The sequence below is a fragment of the Corynebacterium marinum DSM 44953 genome, assembly GCF_000835165.1.
In the GTDB taxonomy this organism is placed as follows: domain Bacteria; phylum Actinomycetota; class Actinomycetes; order Mycobacteriales; family Mycobacteriaceae; genus Corynebacterium; species Corynebacterium marinum.
The window spans coordinates 2,499,026-2,514,891 of the sequence record NZ_CP007790.1 but is presented as its reverse complement, the minus strand read 5'-3'; the positions used below and the strand labels follow the sequence as shown (position 1 = coordinate 2,514,891).

Below are 15,866 nucleotides of genomic sequence, written 5' to 3'. Positions count from 1 at the left end.
GCGCCGCGAGGCCGGAGTCACCCCACCCCGACGTCGGCGGGAAACGAACCGGGTGGAGTAGTCATGAGCGCAGGCGGCAGGTCCCAGACACCCACCGGCGTCTCCGCACGTGAACACACCGCCGCCGCCCGCTGGGAGATACTGCGCCGACACGTCGAGGACGGGATCCCGTTGACCCGGCTGGCCACCCAGGCAGGGATCGGGTTACGGACCCTGCAGCGCTGGCACGCGGCCTACCGCACCGAGGGAATAGCCGGGTTATCCCCGGTCCAACCAGCACCCCGGGGGCGACGGATCCATCCGGAACTCCATGCCCTGATCGAGGGGTTGGCCCTGATCAGACCACGGCTGACAGGAGCGGCGATCACCCGCAGGGCCAAGGCGGTCGCCGCCGAACAGGGCTGGAACACCGTCTCCTCCAGCACCGTCCGCTCGATCATCGGTGACCTGGATCCGGGCCTGCTCACCCTCGCCCACCAGGGGCCAGTGGCCTACCGGGACACCTTCGAGCTGGTCTGGCGACACCGGGCCGAGCGGGCCAATGCCACCTGGCAGGCCGATCACACCGCACTCGACCTCCTCATTCGGGACGCCAACGGTGCCCCCGCCCGCCCCTGGTTGACGGTGATCCTGGATGACTACTCCCGCGCGGTCTGCGGTTACCTGGTCTTTCTCGGTGCCCCCTCGGCGATGAACACCGCCCTGGCGCTGCGGCAGGGAATCTGGCCCAAACGTGATCCCGAGTGGCCGATGTGCGGGATCCCGGACGTGCTCTATGTCGATCACGGCCCGGATTTCACCAGCCATCACCTCGCCCAAACCGCGAGGGACCTGCACTTTGAGATCATCTACTCCGCGGTCGCCCGCCCCCAGGGACGCGGCAAGATCGAGCGGATCTTCCGCACCCTTAACACCGAGCTCCTGGCCGAATTGCCCGGTTATCTCGCACCAGGACACCGGCGTCCCGAACCGGTGCTGACTCTCCCGGAGCTGGATGCCGCCATCGGGGCGTTTATCAGTAGCACCTACCACCAGCGGATTCACCCGGAGATTAACACCACCCCGCAGCAGGCCTGGCTCGGCACCGGTTGGCTGCCACGTCTGCCCGACTCGATTGACGATCTCAACCTGTTGCTGCTCACCGTGGCGACACCGCGGGTCGTCCACCGCGATGGGGTGCATTTCCAGGGGTTGCGGTATCTCTCCCCACTGCTGGCGGCCTACGTCAAAGAACCCGTGGTCATCCGCTACGACCCACGCGATATCTCCGAGATCAAAGTCTTCCACCACGACCAGTACATCTGTACCGCCGTCGACCCCGACCACGCTGCCGCCACCGTCAGTCTCAAAGACATCCAGGCCGCTAGGCGGGCACGACGCCGACAGTTACGCGAGCAGATCAATGAACGCATCGCCGTGGTCGCCGACCATAACCCCCGTCCCAGACCCACGAGCCCGGAACCATCACCATCCGGGACACCAGCCAGGAAGAAGCCGAAGCTGCGTACCTATCTGGAGGAGGATTGATGTCCCCGCACCGCTTCATCGCCACCAAACAACACCGTCGGTTCGTCGAATTCGCCGACGCGGTGCGCCGGCAACGCACCATCGGCATTTGCTACGGGCAGGCCGGCACCGGGAAAACACTCTCCGCCCGGCATTATGCCCACTGGCCGGTGGCCGAGACCCTGCTGGAGGACTGGGGCCCCAGAGATGACTCGGATTTTCAGGTCTATGCAGCCCTGGCGCATAAACGCACGGTCTTCTACACCCCGGAGGTCGCCACTACCCCGAAGCGGATCAGGGAAGACCTCGCCCATCTCAGCGACCGGGTCGCCATCTGCATCGAACAACACCTGATCAACAGTGGCGAGGTGGCACGACCGACCTCGCGGTTGAACAAGTACCTCGACATGATCATCATCGACGAATCCGAGCGCCTCAACCCCACCGCCCTGGAGATGATGCGCGATCGCTTCGACCGCACCAACATCGCCCTGATCTTGATCGGCATGCCCGGCATGGAGCGGAAATTCAGCCGGTTTCCCCAGCTCTACAGCCGGGTCGGCTTCGCGCATGAATACCGCCCCCTGGCCGAGGAAGAACTGGTCTTCGTCCTCGAACGCCGGTGGCGCGCCCTCGGCCAGGACCTCAACACCGAAGACTTCACCGACGCCCAGGCCATCGCCGCGATCGCCCGGATCACCCGCGGCAACTTCCGCCTCGTCGACCGGCTGTTCACCCAGATGCAACGGATCATGAAGATCAACGAGTTGACCACCATCACCGATGATGTCGTCGAAGCAGCCCGCTCCACGCTGGTCATCGGCATCACCTAAAAGAACTGATATTAGCGGTGAGGTGTTGATGGCGGTTGAACAGGAGCGCCTAGCCATCGGTCCAGCCAGTCACCGCTCAGGAGGGCCGGGATGATCAACAACCAGATGGCACCGAGCCAGAACGCGGTCATCGCGTTCGTCAGCAGCAAGGCAAGCCCCACTGGAATCACGCTGAATAGGTAAAGACGTGGAAGAAGCCAGGTGGGTCGACGGCGACGTTTCCACACGGCCCACGCCACGGCCGCTACGACAGCCGCACTGATAACCCACAGAACCGGGGACCTGGGGTCATCTACCAGGGCGGGAGCTACGTCTCCGAACGCCAAGACTCCGAGCACACCTGTGGCCACGAGATTCCAGGTCACATATGTCACCCGGCGGCCAGGCTGCTCATCAGTCATGGTTCCACCCTAAAGGGTGCTGTTGGCATGGGCACGCCTACATTTAAAACCGCCATCTGAAGTTGCTAAAAAGCCGCCAAACGAAGCTGCGAGTCACAGCGGAGAAATTCCCGGTCTGTCACTTAACACGTTATTTATTCTAGGTTACGTCAACGGTGGTTAAGACCACTAAAGTGACATTAAGATCGCCTTATCTTTTCCTATCATTATTGATACTGATATCATTGGGGTATGGCCACCTCCTCCGCGCTTCTCCACCCTGTTCGCCTCCGCATCGTCCAGACACTGCTCGCCACCGACGGATCCACCACCCGCCAGCTCCACGACCGACTCCCTGATGTTCCCATCGCAACCCTTTACCGACACATCGCCCATCTCGTCGACCACGGCCTCATTGAAGTGGTGGAGGAACGACCAGTCAGAGGCACAAGCGAAAAGACCTACAAGGTGGCCGAAGAACTCACCAACCCCACGGCAGACGAACTAGCCTCATTGACCCCCGAAGAGATCCTGGCGGCGTTCACCGTGTTCGCCTCCGGGGTGATCCGGGATTTCGGGGACTATCTCGACCAGGGTGTGCCTGATCTGGCCAAAGATCAGGTGAGCTTCGCGCTGGCGGATTTCTGGGCGACCGATACCGAAGTCGAGGTCTTTTCGCAGGCGGTTATGACAGCGCTCCGCCCCCTGATGGCCAACACCGCCGGCCATAACCGGCGCCGCCGTGCACTGACGACCATCATGATTCCCCGCCCGGCCGAAAAGACGACACCATGACCCCAGAAGGCAGCGAACTTATCACCGCCCGGGCCGACGATATGATCGCAGGATACGACGACACCGCGGTCCTGGGCCCCCTCCAGCTTCGACTCCACCCAGGCATCACCGCCCTGCTGGGGCGCAATGGGTCGGGCAAGACTACACTCATGCGCACCCTCTGCGGCATCATCCCCCCGCTGTCAGGACGCTGCGTCGTGCTGGGTGAAGAGGTGGCGGACGGGGCTGCGGTACGGTCCCGGGTTGGTTATCTCGGGCATAAATCCGCCCTGTCTTCCGGGCTCAGTGTCGCGCAGAACCTGTCGTTCTGGCGCACGATCAACGCCAGCCTTCCGCAGATATCCCTGATAGCAGAGGCGGAGTTGATCGGACGTTTCGATCTTGAACCGATCCTCGACAAACGCGTGTCCGCGCTCAGTCGCGGGCAGCGTCAACGCGTGGATCTCGCACGATTGGCGATGACAGATCCAGAGTTTGTGGTGCTCGACGAGCCCCTGACGGGCCTCGACCCGGTCTACGCCGCTGAGACCCGCGCACTCCTGCACGAGTGGGGCACAACCCGGACGGTGCTCTACTCCACCCACAGTGTCCCGGAGGCGCTGGAACTCGCGTCCCGTTTCCTCATCGTCGATGGACGTGACGTGCTGACCCTGGGCAGCGACGGCACTGCCATCACCGAGACGCAGATCCTGCAGTCACTAGGAGCATCATCATGACCCGAGCCACCACCGCCACACCTCATCAGGTTCAGGCGTTCGCGAAGCGGGCGTGGATCCAGCAGGGCGGCATGACACTCTGGCTTTCCGCACTGGTCGGAGCCGGCATCGGGATACTTGCCCTCCTCGGAGCCGGCAACGTCGACATGAGGCCCGGCATGGAGACCATGATCCCGAACCAGACCCTCCACCTCGCCACCGTCCGCGACAGCCTGGGCGAGGTCCAGCCGATCGCCTCCTACTTGCTGATCATGACACCGGTCCTGCTGGGCGCCCTGGTCGGAATCGTCGCGACACTGACCCTCCCGGGAGTCGTCGCCGATGACATCCACGGCGGCGGCATCGAAGTCCTTCTGGCCGGGCCGATCCCACGCCGTCGCCTCTTCCAGTCCTACCTGGGAGCCAGTCTCATCCTCACCACAGCCTCCTGGGCCATGGCAGCCACCGGATTCACCACCGCAACCATTCTCGTGGCGCTGATCACGGGCATATCCGTATCAGTGACCTTCCCATTCGTGGCTGCACTACTCATCCTCCCCCTGTCGCTGGGCATCTGGTCTGCAACCGCCACCCTGTTCGGGGCACTACTGTATCCACGCAGCCTGGAATCGCGGGCAGGGATGAACGGCGGACCCATCCGCCTCCTCGCGATCGCACCGTCACTGTTGACAGCCCCCTGCCTCATGCTCCTGCACGAATGGGCACTGCCCGTCCTTGCCCTTATTTTCTCCACCACTGTGGCCGCCAGTGCGCTCATCGTCTACCTCACCGCCCGCGGATTTCGCAGCGCCCGGGTTCTCGATTCCTGAACCGCCCACACCCACTCCACACCAGCACACCCCCACTAGGCGGTGTTACGAAAGTCGTTTCAGCCAGTACCGGATCACCGCCACCTGAACGGTTGCCTCGAAGTGCACCGCTAACTTGTCGAACCGGGTGGCACACCCGCGGTGCTGCTTGATCCGGTTGATTCCCCGCTCCACGGCATTACGCCGCCGGTAGGCCACGGTGTCGAAGGCCGGAGGTCGGCCACCGGCCGATCCCCGGCGCCGCCGGTTCGCGAGCTGGTCCTTCGGCTGGGAGATCGTCGCCTTGATGCCCCTTGACCTCAGATACTTTCGGTTGGCCCGTGAGGAGTACGCCTTGTCCGCCAGCACCCGGTCGGGTCGACGCCGCGGCCGGCCACGCCCGGCGGACGGCACCCGGATGTTCTCGATCACCGGCATCATCTGCGGACCATCCCCTGTCTGGCCGGGTGTGATGAGAAACGACATCACCCCGCAACCGGCGTCGATACCGACGTGGATCTTGGTTTACCACCCGCCCCGGGAGCGGCCGAACCCGTGATCGGCTGGCTCATCCGGGTGCCGGACTGCGCTGTCGGCACGCGCGCCGGCGGCGTGGACGTGCCCGCGGCTGGTGGTGGAATCCACGCTGACCTCCCAGGACAGTTGTCCCTTCTCCTGGGCATGAGACAGCAGCCGGGTGTGCACGTTCGTCCACACCCCGTCAGCCCGGAGACGGACAAACAGGTGGTAGACCCGCCACCAGGGGCCGTAGCGTTCAGGGACGTCGCGCCACGGACAGCCGGTACGCACCCTAAAGAAGATGCCGTTGACCAGGGATCGTAGGTCCCAGGTGGGGGGACGGCCCCGCCGAGACGGGGTGGGCAGGAATGCGGCGAGCAGGGCCCATTCGGCATCGGTGAGGTCGTGGCGTGCCGAGGGCGGTAAAGTAGGCAACGAGGGTTTCCTTGCAAGCGTTGATGATTCGACACCAACAGCGTGCGTGGGGAAACCCTCGTTGCCGTTTATGACACACCGGTGTCACTCACCGGATTTTCGTAACACGACCTAGTCCTCGAGCCGCAGCACGTAACCCGCAGTCTCCACCGCATGGGCGATGTCGGCGTCGGTGAAGCCCTCGCCGGTCACCGACACAGTGCCGGCAGACAGGTTCACCTCCACGCCCTGAGTGCCGGGGAGATCGTTGATCTCGCCCTCCACCGAGGCGCGGGACTGATCGGAGGTCATGCCTTCGACGACGTAATGCTTGATCATGGGGTCCTTTCACCGGGCGTGGAAGCCCTCTATCGCCACCGGTCGGGAATAGAGGTCAGCCGGGTAGGGTTGAGCTGAACAGTGCCGCATTGATACGCGGTTCTATATATATGACCATACAAAACCACGAATCAGGAGATTCCCTTGGCAACCATTGACATCACAGAGGCAACTTTCGAAGACACGGTCACCGGTGAGGGCATCGTCCTCGTCGACGCCTGGGCATCCTGGTGCGGCCCCTGCCGCGCCTTCGCCCCCACTTACGAGGCAGCCTCCGAGAAGCATTCGGACGCCACCTTCGCGAAGCTGGACACCGAGGCGCACCAGTCCCTCGCTGCCGCTCTGCAGATCCAGTCCATCCCGACGCTCATGATCTTCCGCGACGGCATCATGGTCTACCGCGACGCCGGTGCCCTTCCCCCGGCCGCCCTGGAGGACCTCATCGGCCAGGTCAAGGGTCTGGACATGGACGATGTCCGCCAGCAGGTCGCCGAGGCCAACGCGGCCCGCGACGCCGAGGGCCAGTAGCCCCACACCCTTCCAGGCCCGGCCCGGAACCCGCGTACGGCGGGTCCCGCGCCGGGCCTTTCCGGCTGGAAGGTGGTTCCCGGGAGCTCAGCGGGCATGTGGATATCTCCGTAAGCTGTGGGTTAAGACACGAAAGCTCCGTGATCATTTTGTCAGAAAGCGAGACCCACACCATGGCTAACCCGTTCAGCAAGGGCTGGAAGTACCTGATGGCGTCCTTCGACACCAAGATCGACGAGAATGCGGACCCCAAGGTGCAGATCCAGCAGGCGACCGACGCCGCGAAGCGCCAGCACCAGCAGATCACCGAGCAGGCCGCGGCCGTCATCGGCAACAAGAAGCAGCTGGAGATGAAGCTCGACCGTCTCCTCAAGTCCCAGCAGGAGCACCAGGATCAGGCGCGCACCGCCATCCATGCCGCGGACAAGGCTGTCGCCGACGGCAACCAGGCCAAGGCGCAGGAGTACAACAACACCGCCGAAATTTTCGCCTCCCAGCTCGTGGCCGTGGAGCAGCAGCTCGAGGAGACGAAGCAGCTGCACGCCCAGGCCTCGCAGAACGCAGAGCAGGCCCAGCGCCAGCAGAAGGAATCGGAGCTCCGCCTCAAGGAGCAGCTCGCGCAGATCGACCAGCTGCGGGCCCAGGCGGATCAGGCCGCGATGCAGGAGACCACGACCCGGGCAATGGATTCCATGCAGGAACTTCGTCCTGACGCGGACGTCCCGACGCTGGATGCGGTGCGCGAGAAGATCGAGCGTCGATACGCGGACGCCCTGGGCGCGCAGGAGCTCACGCAGAACTCCGTGCACGACCGGATGACGGAGATCGCCGCGGCCGGCACCGACATGAAGGCGTCGGCCCGGCTCGCGGAGATCCGCGCCGCCCTGTCCTCCGACGGGGGACAGGGCGGACGGGAACTCACCGAGGGCACCGACAGCGCCGAGGGTGCGGCGGAAAAGCCGGAGCTCGTGGAAGCGGAGACGGTAGAGACGGAGACCGAGCAGGAGGCCCCGGCCGCGGACATGAAGGACAAGACCGCAGGCGAGGCCGGAGCTACCGAAAAGTAGCTTCCGTCACTCGCGGGGCTCGCGGCGGTAGCTGATCAGCACGCCGCGGATCCCGGAGTGGAAGCCGTCCCGGAGATTCACCCGCTGCCCTTCGCTGAGGGTGTACTCGTGGAGAGTTTCGCACGCGAACTGCAGCAGGGGGCGGTCGATCTCCGGCGGAAGGCCGCCACCGGAGAGCAGATGCGCCTGGTCGCGCTGCTCGGCCGTGGCGGCATTCTCGTACCACCAGGTCGCGTACTGCTGGCCGACGTCGAAGGGCGTCTGGAACCCGGCGGAAGACCAGACTTCCTCCGGAAGCGGCACATAACGGGAACGAAGCCTGCGGCGCGGCGCCATCATCGACGGTTTCGGGATGCCGGGCTTCGGTCCGGGTTTCGGGGGGCCGGGGACAGCGGAGCCGGGGACAGCGGGTTCGGAGGCCGCGGGGGCCTCGACTTCGGGATCCCGGTCTGCTTCCTCCACCTCATCCACTTTTTCCGCAGTGTCGACGGCGGCCTCGACCGCCGCCTCCACGAGGGAGACGGTGTCCTCCACCGCCGGGGCAGGGACCTCTGCGGCGGGTTCCGTCGGGTCCTCGTCCGGACCGCCCGGCTCCGGAGCGGGTTGCGTGTGCCGCGCGCTGCCGGGCATCGGCGGGACGGGCGGAACCGGGACCGCGGTCATGCCGAGTTCCTCGATCGGTTCGGCGTCGGCGAGCGGACGTTCGCGGACCACCGGCGGGAGCGGCCCCTCGAGGACCTGCAGCTGCATGGCGTCGGCGAAATCCTCGCGCGGGTCGAGGATGGTGGTCGAATCGCAGGCGTGGCGGAGCGCGGAGGACATGGAATCCCAGCCGAAGCCGTAGAGATGGACTCGGATGCCGTGGTTGGTGGCCTCCTGCACGCCGGGGATCATGTCGGCGTCGCCGGAGACGAGAACCATGTCCGACACCTGTTGCCGGCAGGCGGCCACGACCATGTCCGCGACGAGCCTGGTGTCCACCGCCTTCTGGGTGCGGCGTTCACCCCATTCAATGAGTTGGCCGGCACGGAGCTGCACGCCGTCGCAGGTGCGTAGCGCCCGCTGGTACCGGTGCGGGCCGGAATCCGGAATGCCGTCATACCAGAGCTGACGGTGGATCGGCTGGTGGAGCTGGTTCTGGATCATGCCCCCCAGAGCGCTCACTACCTCGGGAAGATCGATCTCCAACTGGGAGCGCGCGCCGGTCTCCCAGGAGTTGTAAAAGCTCGCGAGGAGATAAGAGGTGTCGACGAATACCAGTGTGCGTTCAAGCATGGCTCCTAATTTCTTTTTTTCGTTGGTCATAAGTTAAGGGTTTGTCCCCACCAGCATGCCTTAACCACGAGGTCCACGTCGATGAGGGGCGGAAGATTAACGGCAGATTCGCAGGTCGAAAGCGGGGGGCCACCTGTGCGCCCGCATTCCTGGCTAAGTTAATGAGTTAAGTAACTAACCAATGAACCTGGGGAAGGTGGACATGGACGACGGTGCAGCGCCGCTCTTCCGGCAGATCGCGATGCTCGTGGAGGACTCCATCGTCAACGGGGACCTGGCCGCCGGCCAACAGGTCCCTTCCACGAACGAGTTGGCGGGCTTCCATGACATCAACCCGGCAACTGCAAGAAAAGGACTCGGACTCCTGGTGGAGAGAGGGGTCCTGTTCAAGCGCCGCGGAGTCGGCATGTTCGTGACAGATAAGGCGCGCCGGCTCATCCTCGATCGCCGGCGGGAGAGCTTCACCGCCGGCTACCTGGTCCCGCTTGTCGACGAAGCAGTCAAGCTCGACCTCACCCGGCAGGAGGTCAGGGAGCTGGTCGACGCCGTTGCGGAAAGCCGTGGGCTCTACGGATGACGTCTCTGATCCGGCTTTAAACGTTGTGACCTGGTGATTTGTGTTGAACTTTGAGGGTGTGTAACTTTAAACAGGTCAGCGCGACCGACAACGCCCCGCAGACAGACTCCCAGTGAGTTTGGCTATGTGAGTAGGCGGAAGGAAAACAGGCCCTGACAAAATTATTATCCCGCTGGCGGATCTGCTGGACTCTCAGTCTTGTGGAGACCTTGCGTGGAGATGTTGTTTGAGAACTCAATAGTGTGCCAATGTACTTTTGTTTGTGACTTTGGTTGTGTCGTTCATCGGCTGCATGTCCCCTTGTGGGGGGTGTGTGGTGGGTGTGTGCCGGGTGGTACCTGCTGCAATGGGTGCCACTGTAAATAATGCGCGCGGTTGTTGTGATCGTGTGAGTTGTTGTGGTGCAGGCATGGATCATGGTCGCGTTTGGAAAGTGGCGGCCTCCGGATGCTTTTTCCCCGTCAGGGTTGGAGTGGGGGTCGTTTGTTTTTTGTGATCATGGCGTTTCCTGCTGCGCGGTTGTGTGGTGGGGGGTGTCTGTGGTTGTTTTTGATGGACAATTTTGTGTGCCATCGTCTCCGTTGTGGGGGTGGTGGTGTGCTGGTTGTTTGTTTTTGGTTGGGTTTTGGGCTTTTCACAGCTCTGATTTCTTCTGAAGTTTATTTTGTGGAGAGTTTGATCCTGGCTCAGGACGAACGCTGGCGGCGTGCTTAACACATGCAAGTCGAACGGAAAGGCCCCGCTTGCGGGGTACTCGAGTGGCGAACGGGTGAGTAACACGTGGGTGATCTGCCCTGCACTTCGGGATAAGCCTGGGAAACTGGGTCTAATACCGGATATGACCTTCTTTAGTGTGGGGGGTGGAAAGATTTATCGGTGCAGGATGAGCCCGCGGCCTATCAGCTTGTTGGTGGGGTAATGGCCTACCAAGGCGTCGACGGGTAGCCGGCCTGAGAGGGTGGACGGCCACATTGGGACTGAGATACGGCCCAGACTCCTACGGGAGGCAGCAGTGGGGAATATTGCACAATGGGCGGAAGCCTGATGCAGCGACGCCGCGTGGGGGATGACGGCCTTCGGGTTGTAAACCTCTTTCGACAGGGACGAAGTGAAAATGACGGTACCTGTATAAGAAGCACCGGCTAACTACGTGCCAGCAGCCGCGGTAATACGTAGGGTGCGAGCGTTGTCCGGAATTACTGGGCGTAAAGAGCTCGTAGGTGGTTTGTCACGTCGTCTGTGAAATTCCGGGGCTTAACCTCGGGCGTGCAGGCGATACGGGCAATACTTGAGTGCTGTAGGGGAGACTGGAATTCCTGGTGTAGCGGTGAAATGCGCAGATATCAGGAGGAACACCAATGGCGAAGGCAGGTCTCTGGGCAGTTACTGACGCTGAGGAGCGAAAGCATGGGTAGCGAACAGGATTAGATACCCTGGTAGTCCATGCCGTAAACGGTGGGCGCTAGGTGTAGGGGACTTCCACGTTCTCTGTGCCGTAGCTAACGCATTAAGCGCCCCGCCTGGGGAGTACGGCCGCAAGGCTAAAACTCAAAGGAATTGACGGGGGCCCGCACAAGCGGCGGAGCATGTGGATTAATTCGATGCAACGCGAAGAACCTTACCTGGGCTTGACATACACCGGACCGGCGTAGAGATACGTCTTCCCTTGTGGCCGGTGTACAGGTGGTGCATGGTTGTCGTCAGCTCGTGTCGTGAGATGTTGGGTTAAGTCCCGCAACGAGCGCAACCCTTGTCTTATGTTGCCAGCACGTGATGGTGGGGACTCATGAGAGACTGCCGGGGTCAACTCGGAGGAAGGTGGGGATGACGTCAAATCATCATGCCCCTTATGTCCAGGGCTTCACACATGCTACAATGGTCGGTACAGCAGGTCGCGAACTCGTGAGAGTAAGCCAATCCTTCAAAGCCGGCCTCAGTTCGGATTGGGGTCTGCAACTCGACCCCATGAAGTCGGAGTCGCTAGTAATCGCAGATCAGCAACGCTGCGGTGAATACGTTCCCGGGCCTTGTACACACCGCCCGTCACGTCATGAAAGTTGGTAACACCCGAAGCCAGTGGCCCAACCCTTGTGGGGGGAGCTGTCGAAGGTGGGATCGGCGATTGGGACGAAGTCGTAACAAGGTAGCCGTACCGGAAGGTGCGGCTGGATCACCTCCTTTCTAAGGAGCTTAAACAAATCCCGCACGACCGGTGGTCGTGTCCAAGGTGCCTGTCGGTTGGGGTTGCGAGTGTCAATCCGCCGGCATGAATAATCGGGTGGACGCGCACCGTCACGGTGGGCGATGACAGCCAGAAGATAAGTCATGAACATGTAGACGGGTATGTTGGCACGCTGTTGGGTGTCTGGGACAACATGGTTGTTTCGGTGATCATCTGTGACTTGTCGCCTGCTGGTGGGATGGTCTGCTGCCTCTTTGTGGGGGTGGTGGGGTGTTTCTGGTGGGTGGTGGGGCAGGTGGTGTGTTGTGTGAGAACTGTATAGTGGACGCGAGCATCTTTATTTTTTTGTGTGCCGTATGCGCCGATGATCCTGGTTGTGTTCCCTGTGTGGGGGTGTGGCCGGGGTGGGTGTGTGCGGTGTGTTTTGTTCGAGTAGGTTCACCTGCCGGCGCCCGTTGGGGTGGCCGGTGGATGTGTGTTTGTGTAAGGGCACATGGTGGATGCCTTGGCATACTGGGCCGATGAAGGACGTGTGAGGCTGCGTTAAGCCTCGGGGAGCTGCCAACAGAGCGTTGATCCGAGGATGTCCGAATGGGGAAACCCGGCCGCCGTGATGGGCGGTCACCCTTCAGTGAATTCATAGCTGTTGTGGAGGTTGACGCGGGGAAGTGAAACATCTCAGTACCCGTAGGAAGAGAAAATAACTTTAATGATTCCGTTAGTAGTGGCGAGCGAACGCGGATGAGGCTAAACCGTGTGTGTGTGATACCCGGCAGGGGTTGCGCATGCGGTGTTGTGGGATGCGATGTGGGTGGTCTGCCGGCCATCTGCGCGTGCATGCGTGGTCAGCGGAAGTGGTCTGGGAAGGCCCACCGGAGTGGGTGAGAGTCCCGTACGTGAAGACTGTGTGTGGCGTGTTGTCGTATTCCCGAGTAGCAGCGGGCACGTGAAATCTGCTGTGAATCTGCCGGGACCACCCGGTAAGCCTAAATACCCAGTATGACCGATAGCGGATTAGTACCGTGAGGGAATGGTGAAAAGTACCCCGGGAGGGGAGTGAAATAGTACCTGAAACCGTGTGCCTACAATCCGTCAGAGCACCTCTTGTGTGTGATGGCGTGCCTTTGGAAGAATGAGCCTGCGAGTCAGCGGCATGTCGCGAGGTTAACCCGGTGAGGGGTAGCCGTAGCGAAAGCGAATACTAACTAGTGTGGATTAGTGGCATGTCCTGGACCCGAAGCGGAGTGATCTACCCATGGCCAGTGTGAAGCGACGGTAAGACGTCGTGGAGGCGCGAACCCACTTAGGTTGAAAACTGAGGGGATGAGTTGTGGGTAGGGGTGAAAGGCCAATCAAACTCCGTGATAGCTGGTTCTCCCCGAAATGCATTTAGGTGCAGCGTTGCGTGGTGCTTGCCGGAGGTAGAGCTACTGGTTGGTTGAGCGGGACTACAATCTTAGCAATGTCAGCCAAACTCCGAATGCCGGTTAAGTTAGCGCAGCAGTGAGACTGTGGGGGATAAGCTTCATGGTCGAGAGGGAAACAGCCCAGATCGCCGGCTAAGGCCCCTAAGGGTGTACTAAGTGGAAAAGGATGTGGGATCGCGAAGACAGCCAGGAGGTTGGCTTAGAAGCAGCCATCCTTGAAAGAGTGCGTAATAGCTCACTGGTCGAGTGGTCCTGCGCCGACAATGTAATGGGGCTCAAGTACACCGCCGAAGCCGCGGCAATGATCTTCAGTGATCGTTGGGTAGGGGAGCGTCGTGCACGCGGTGAAGCAGTACCGTGAGGGGCTGTGGAGTGTGTGCGAGTGAGAATGCAGGCATGAGTAACGAATTGGCAAGTGAGAATCTTGCCCGCCGGATGACTAAGGGTTCCTGGGTCAAGTTCGTCTTCCCAGGGTGAGTCGGGACCTAAGGCGAGGCCGACAGGCGTAGTCGATGGACAACGGGTTGATATTCCCGTACCCGTGTATGTGCGCCCATGGTGAATCAGTGATACTAACCACCCATAATCCTTCCGTGTCGGGCTTTGCCCGGTGTGGTCGGGGCGTGCGTGGAGCCTGATCTGGTAGTAGCCAAGTGATGGGGTGACGCAGTGGGGTAGCCGTGCCACTTATTGGATTGTGGTGTAAGCGTGTAGCACGAGGGGACAGGTAAATCCGCCCCTCATACAAGTGTGAGACGTGATGCGTAGCCCCTTTGTGGGTGATGTCGGTGATCCCGTGCTGTCGAGAAAAGCCTCTAGCGATGTACATACATGGCCCGTACCCCAAACCGACACAGGTAGTCAGGTAGAGAATACTAAGGCGTTCGGGTGAACTGTGGTTAAGGAACTCGGCAAAATGCCCCCGTAACTTCGGGAGAAGGGGGGCCTGCGCTGGTGAAGCATCTTGCATGTGGAGCTGGTGTGGGTCGCAGAGAATAGAGGGAAGCGACTGTTTATTAAAAACACAGGTCCGTGCGAAAACGATAAGTTGATGTATACGGACTGACGCCTGCCCGGTGCTGGAAGGTTAAGAGGACCGGTTAGGGGAGTAATCCCCGAAGCTGAGAATTTAAGCCCCAGTAAACGGCGGTGGTAACTATAACCATCCTAAGGTAGCGAAATTCCTTGTCGGGTAAGTTCCGACCTGCACGAATGGCGTAACGACTTCCCTGCTGTCTCAACCACAGGCCCGGTGAAATTGCAGTACGAGTAAAGATGCTCGTTACGCGCGGCAGGACGAAAAGACCCCGGGACCTTCACTATAGCTTGGTATTGGTGTTCGGTTCGGTTTGTGTAGGATAGGTGGGAGACGTAGATCACATCACGCCAGTGGTGTGGGAGTCGTTGTTGAAATACCACTCTGATCGGACTGGACACCTCAACCTTGGCCCATGATCTGGGTCGGGGACAGTGCCTGGTGGGTAGTTTAACTGGGGCGGTTGCCTCCTAAATAGTAACGGAGGCGCCCAAAGGTTCCCTCAGCCTGGTTGGCAATCAGGTGTTGAGTGTAAGTGCACAAGGGAGCTTGACTGTGAGAGTGACAACTCGAGCAGGGACGAAAGTCGGGACTAGTGATCCGGCACCAACTAGTGGATGTGGTGTCGCTCAACGGATAAAAGGTACCCCGGGGATAACAGGCTGATCTTCCCCAAGAGTCCATATCGACGGGATGGTTTGGCACCTCGATGTCGGCTCGTCGCATCCTGGGGCTGGAGTAGGTCCCAAGGGTTGGGCTGTTCGCCCATTAAAGCGGCACGCGAGCTGGGTTTAGAACGTCGTGAGACAGTTCGGTCTCTATCCGCCGCGCGCGTAGAAACTTGCGGAAGGCTGTCCCTAGTACGAGAGGACCGGGACGGACGTACCTCTGGTGTGCCAGTTGTTCCGCCAGGAGCAGGGCTGGTTGGCTACGTACGGAAGGGATAACCGCTGAAAGCATCTAAGCGGGAAGCCTGTTTCAAGATGAGGTTTCATTTGAGGTTCCCCATAGATGATGGGGTTGATAGGCCGGATCTGGACGCACAGCAATGTGTGGAGGTGACCGGTACTAATACACCGACAACAACACACCACCCCCCACGTGTGGGAGGTGTGGACTTACGCACCGTAACAAAATCAAGCAAACACTCAAGGTTTGCCCGCGTCCACTATGCAGTATCTGACACAACACACCCGTATCACCGGGCACACCCCCCCAGGGGGGTGTTGTTCCGAGGGTGTGTCGGTGGTTGATAGCGGCAGGGAAACGCCCGGTCCCATTCCGAACCCGGAAGCTAAGCCTGCCCGCGCCGATGGTACTGCACCCGGGAGGGTGTGGGAGAGTAGGTTACCGCCGACACTAAAACATACACAACTGAATAAATGAAGACCCGTCGCCGTGATAGCCGCACCCCTCACAGGGTGCGGCTATCACGGCGGCGGGTTTTTGTGCTTTGTGCCTGCCCGGGACCGCAGCGTGCGAGC

General features: G+C 61.1%; 10 protein-coding genes, 3 rRNA genes and 1 pseudogene. 11 read left to right on the top strand and 3 right to left on the bottom strand.

From position 1 onward, the window contains the following. Nucleotides 1–63: 63 nt before the first annotated feature. From B840_RS11835 to B840_RS11815, 5 genes are all read left to right on the top strand, one after another. Nucleotides 64–1,527 carry a Mu transposase C-terminal domain-containing protein gene (locus B840_RS11835; protein ID WP_042622298.1) on the top strand — a complete coding sequence of 488 codons (1,464 nt, stop codon included), beginning with the start codon at nt 64–66 and terminating at the stop codon, nt 1,525–1,527. Then, a complete protein-coding gene (locus B840_RS11830) occupies nt 1,527–2,339 on the top strand; it encodes an AAA family ATPase (RefSeq protein WP_042622297.1) in 813 nt (270 codons plus the stop codon). Before B840_RS11835 ends, B840_RS11830 begins: the two co-directional genes overlap by 1 nt. A 632-nt stretch (nt 2,340–2,971) precedes the next feature. Next, nucleotides 2,972–3,514 (top strand): helix-turn-helix domain-containing protein, encoded by a 543-nt coding sequence (locus B840_RS11825; RefSeq protein ID WP_042622296.1) that lies wholly within the window; start codon nt 2,972–2,974, stop codon nt 3,512–3,514. Next, nucleotides 3,511–4,230, top strand: a complete 720-nt coding sequence (locus tag B840_RS11820) for an ATP-binding cassette domain-containing protein (protein WP_052491194.1) — start codon at nt 3,511–3,513, stop codon at nt 4,228–4,230. Before B840_RS11825 ends, B840_RS11820 begins: the two co-directional genes overlap by 4 nt. After that, the gene (locus B840_RS11815) at nt 4,227–5,039 is read left to right on the top strand and encodes a hypothetical protein (RefSeq protein ID WP_042622295.1); all 813 of its coding nucleotides are present in this window, start codon (nt 4,227–4,229) and stop codon (nt 5,037–5,039) included. Before B840_RS11820 ends, B840_RS11815 begins: the two co-directional genes overlap by 4 nt. A 45-nt stretch (nt 5,040–5,084) precedes the next feature. Here the strand turns inward: B840_RS11815 and B840_RS13265 are convergent. Further along, nucleotides 5,085–5,972, bottom strand: a pseudogene (locus B840_RS13265) (IS5 family transposase). A 111-nt stretch (nt 5,973–6,083) separates the two neighbouring features. Next, nucleotides 6,084–6,290 (bottom strand): heavy-metal-associated domain-containing protein, encoded by a 207-nt coding sequence (locus tag B840_RS11800; RefSeq protein WP_042622292.1) that lies wholly within the window; start codon nt 6,288–6,290, stop codon nt 6,084–6,086. A gap of 144 nt (nt 6,291–6,434) precedes the next feature. Between B840_RS11800 and trxA the strand changes: the two genes are divergently transcribed. Both trxA and B840_RS11790 read left to right on the top strand, forming a co-directional pair. Then, on the top strand, nt 6,435–6,818 hold the full coding sequence (gene trxA, locus B840_RS11795) for a thioredoxin (protein ID WP_042622291.1): 384 nt from the start codon (nt 6,435–6,437) through the stop codon (nt 6,816–6,818). Nucleotides 6,819–6,991: 173 nt separating this feature from the next. Further along, a complete protein-coding gene (locus tag B840_RS11790; RefSeq protein ID WP_042622290.1) occupies nt 6,992–7,885 on the top strand; it encodes a PspA/IM30 family protein in 894 nt (297 codons plus the stop codon). A 6-nt stretch (nt 7,886–7,891) separates the two neighbouring features. On the opposite strand, the gene B840_RS11785 is transcribed toward B840_RS11790, so the two are convergent. Continuing rightward, on the bottom strand, nt 7,892–9,160 hold the full coding sequence (locus tag B840_RS11785) for an NYN domain-containing protein (protein WP_042622289.1): 1,269 nt from the start codon (nt 9,158–9,160) through the stop codon (nt 7,892–7,894). Nucleotides 9,161–9,362: 202 nt separating this feature from the next. Here B840_RS11785 and B840_RS11780 point away from each other — a divergent pair, with 202 nt between their 5' ends. The 4 genes from B840_RS11780 to rrf all read left to right on the top strand — a co-directional run bounded on the left by B840_RS11780 (nt 9,363) and on the right by rrf (nt 15,741). Beyond that, nucleotides 9,363–9,737: a GntR family transcriptional regulator gene (locus B840_RS11780; RefSeq protein WP_042622769.1), complete on the top strand. Its 375-nt coding sequence runs from the start codon at nt 9,363–9,365 to the stop codon at nt 9,735–9,737. A 663-nt stretch (nt 9,738–10,400) separates the two neighbouring features. After that, nucleotides 10,401–11,918, top strand: a 16S ribosomal RNA gene (locus tag B840_RS11775). Between the two features lie 474 nt (nt 11,919–12,392). After that, a 23S ribosomal RNA gene (locus tag B840_RS11770) occupies nt 12,393–15,475 on the top strand. A 148-nt stretch (nt 15,476–15,623) separates the two neighbouring features. Continuing rightward, nucleotides 15,624–15,741, top strand: a 5S ribosomal RNA gene (rrf, locus tag B840_RS11765). Together the 16S, 23S and 5S rRNA genes form the textbook arrangement of a ribosomal RNA operon. Nucleotides 15,742–15,866 lie beyond the last annotated feature (125 nt).

Coding starts and splice junctions, on each gene's coding strand:
- B840_RS11835 (WP_042622298.1), top strand. CDS start 64: ATGAGCGCAGGCGGCAGGTCCCAGACACCCACCGGCGTCTCCGCACGT.
- B840_RS11830 (WP_042622297.1), top strand. CDS start 1,527: ATGTCCCCGCACCGCTTCATCGCCACCAAACAACACCGTCGGTTCGTC.
- B840_RS11825 (WP_042622296.1), top strand. CDS start 2,972: ATGGCCACCTCCTCCGCGCTTCTCCACCCTGTTCGCCTCCGCATCGTC.
- B840_RS11820 (WP_052491194.1), top strand. CDS start 3,511: ATGACCCCAGAAGGCAGCGAACTTATCACCGCCCGGGCCGACGATATG.
- B840_RS11815 (WP_042622295.1), top strand. CDS start 4,227: ATGACCCGAGCCACCACCGCCACACCTCATCAGGTTCAGGCGTTCGCG.
- B840_RS11800 (WP_042622292.1), bottom strand. CDS start 6,290: ATGATCAAGCATTACGTCGTCGAAGGCATGACCTCCGATCAGTCCCGC.
- B840_RS11790 (WP_042622290.1), top strand. CDS start 6,992: ATGGCTAACCCGTTCAGCAAGGGCTGGAAGTACCTGATGGCGTCCTTC.
- B840_RS11785 (WP_042622289.1), bottom strand. CDS start 9,160: ATGCTTGAACGCACACTGGTATTCGTCGACACCTCTTATCTCCTCGCG.
- B840_RS11780 (WP_042622769.1), top strand. CDS start 9,363: ATGGACGACGGTGCAGCGCCGCTCTTCCGGCAGATCGCGATGCTCGTG.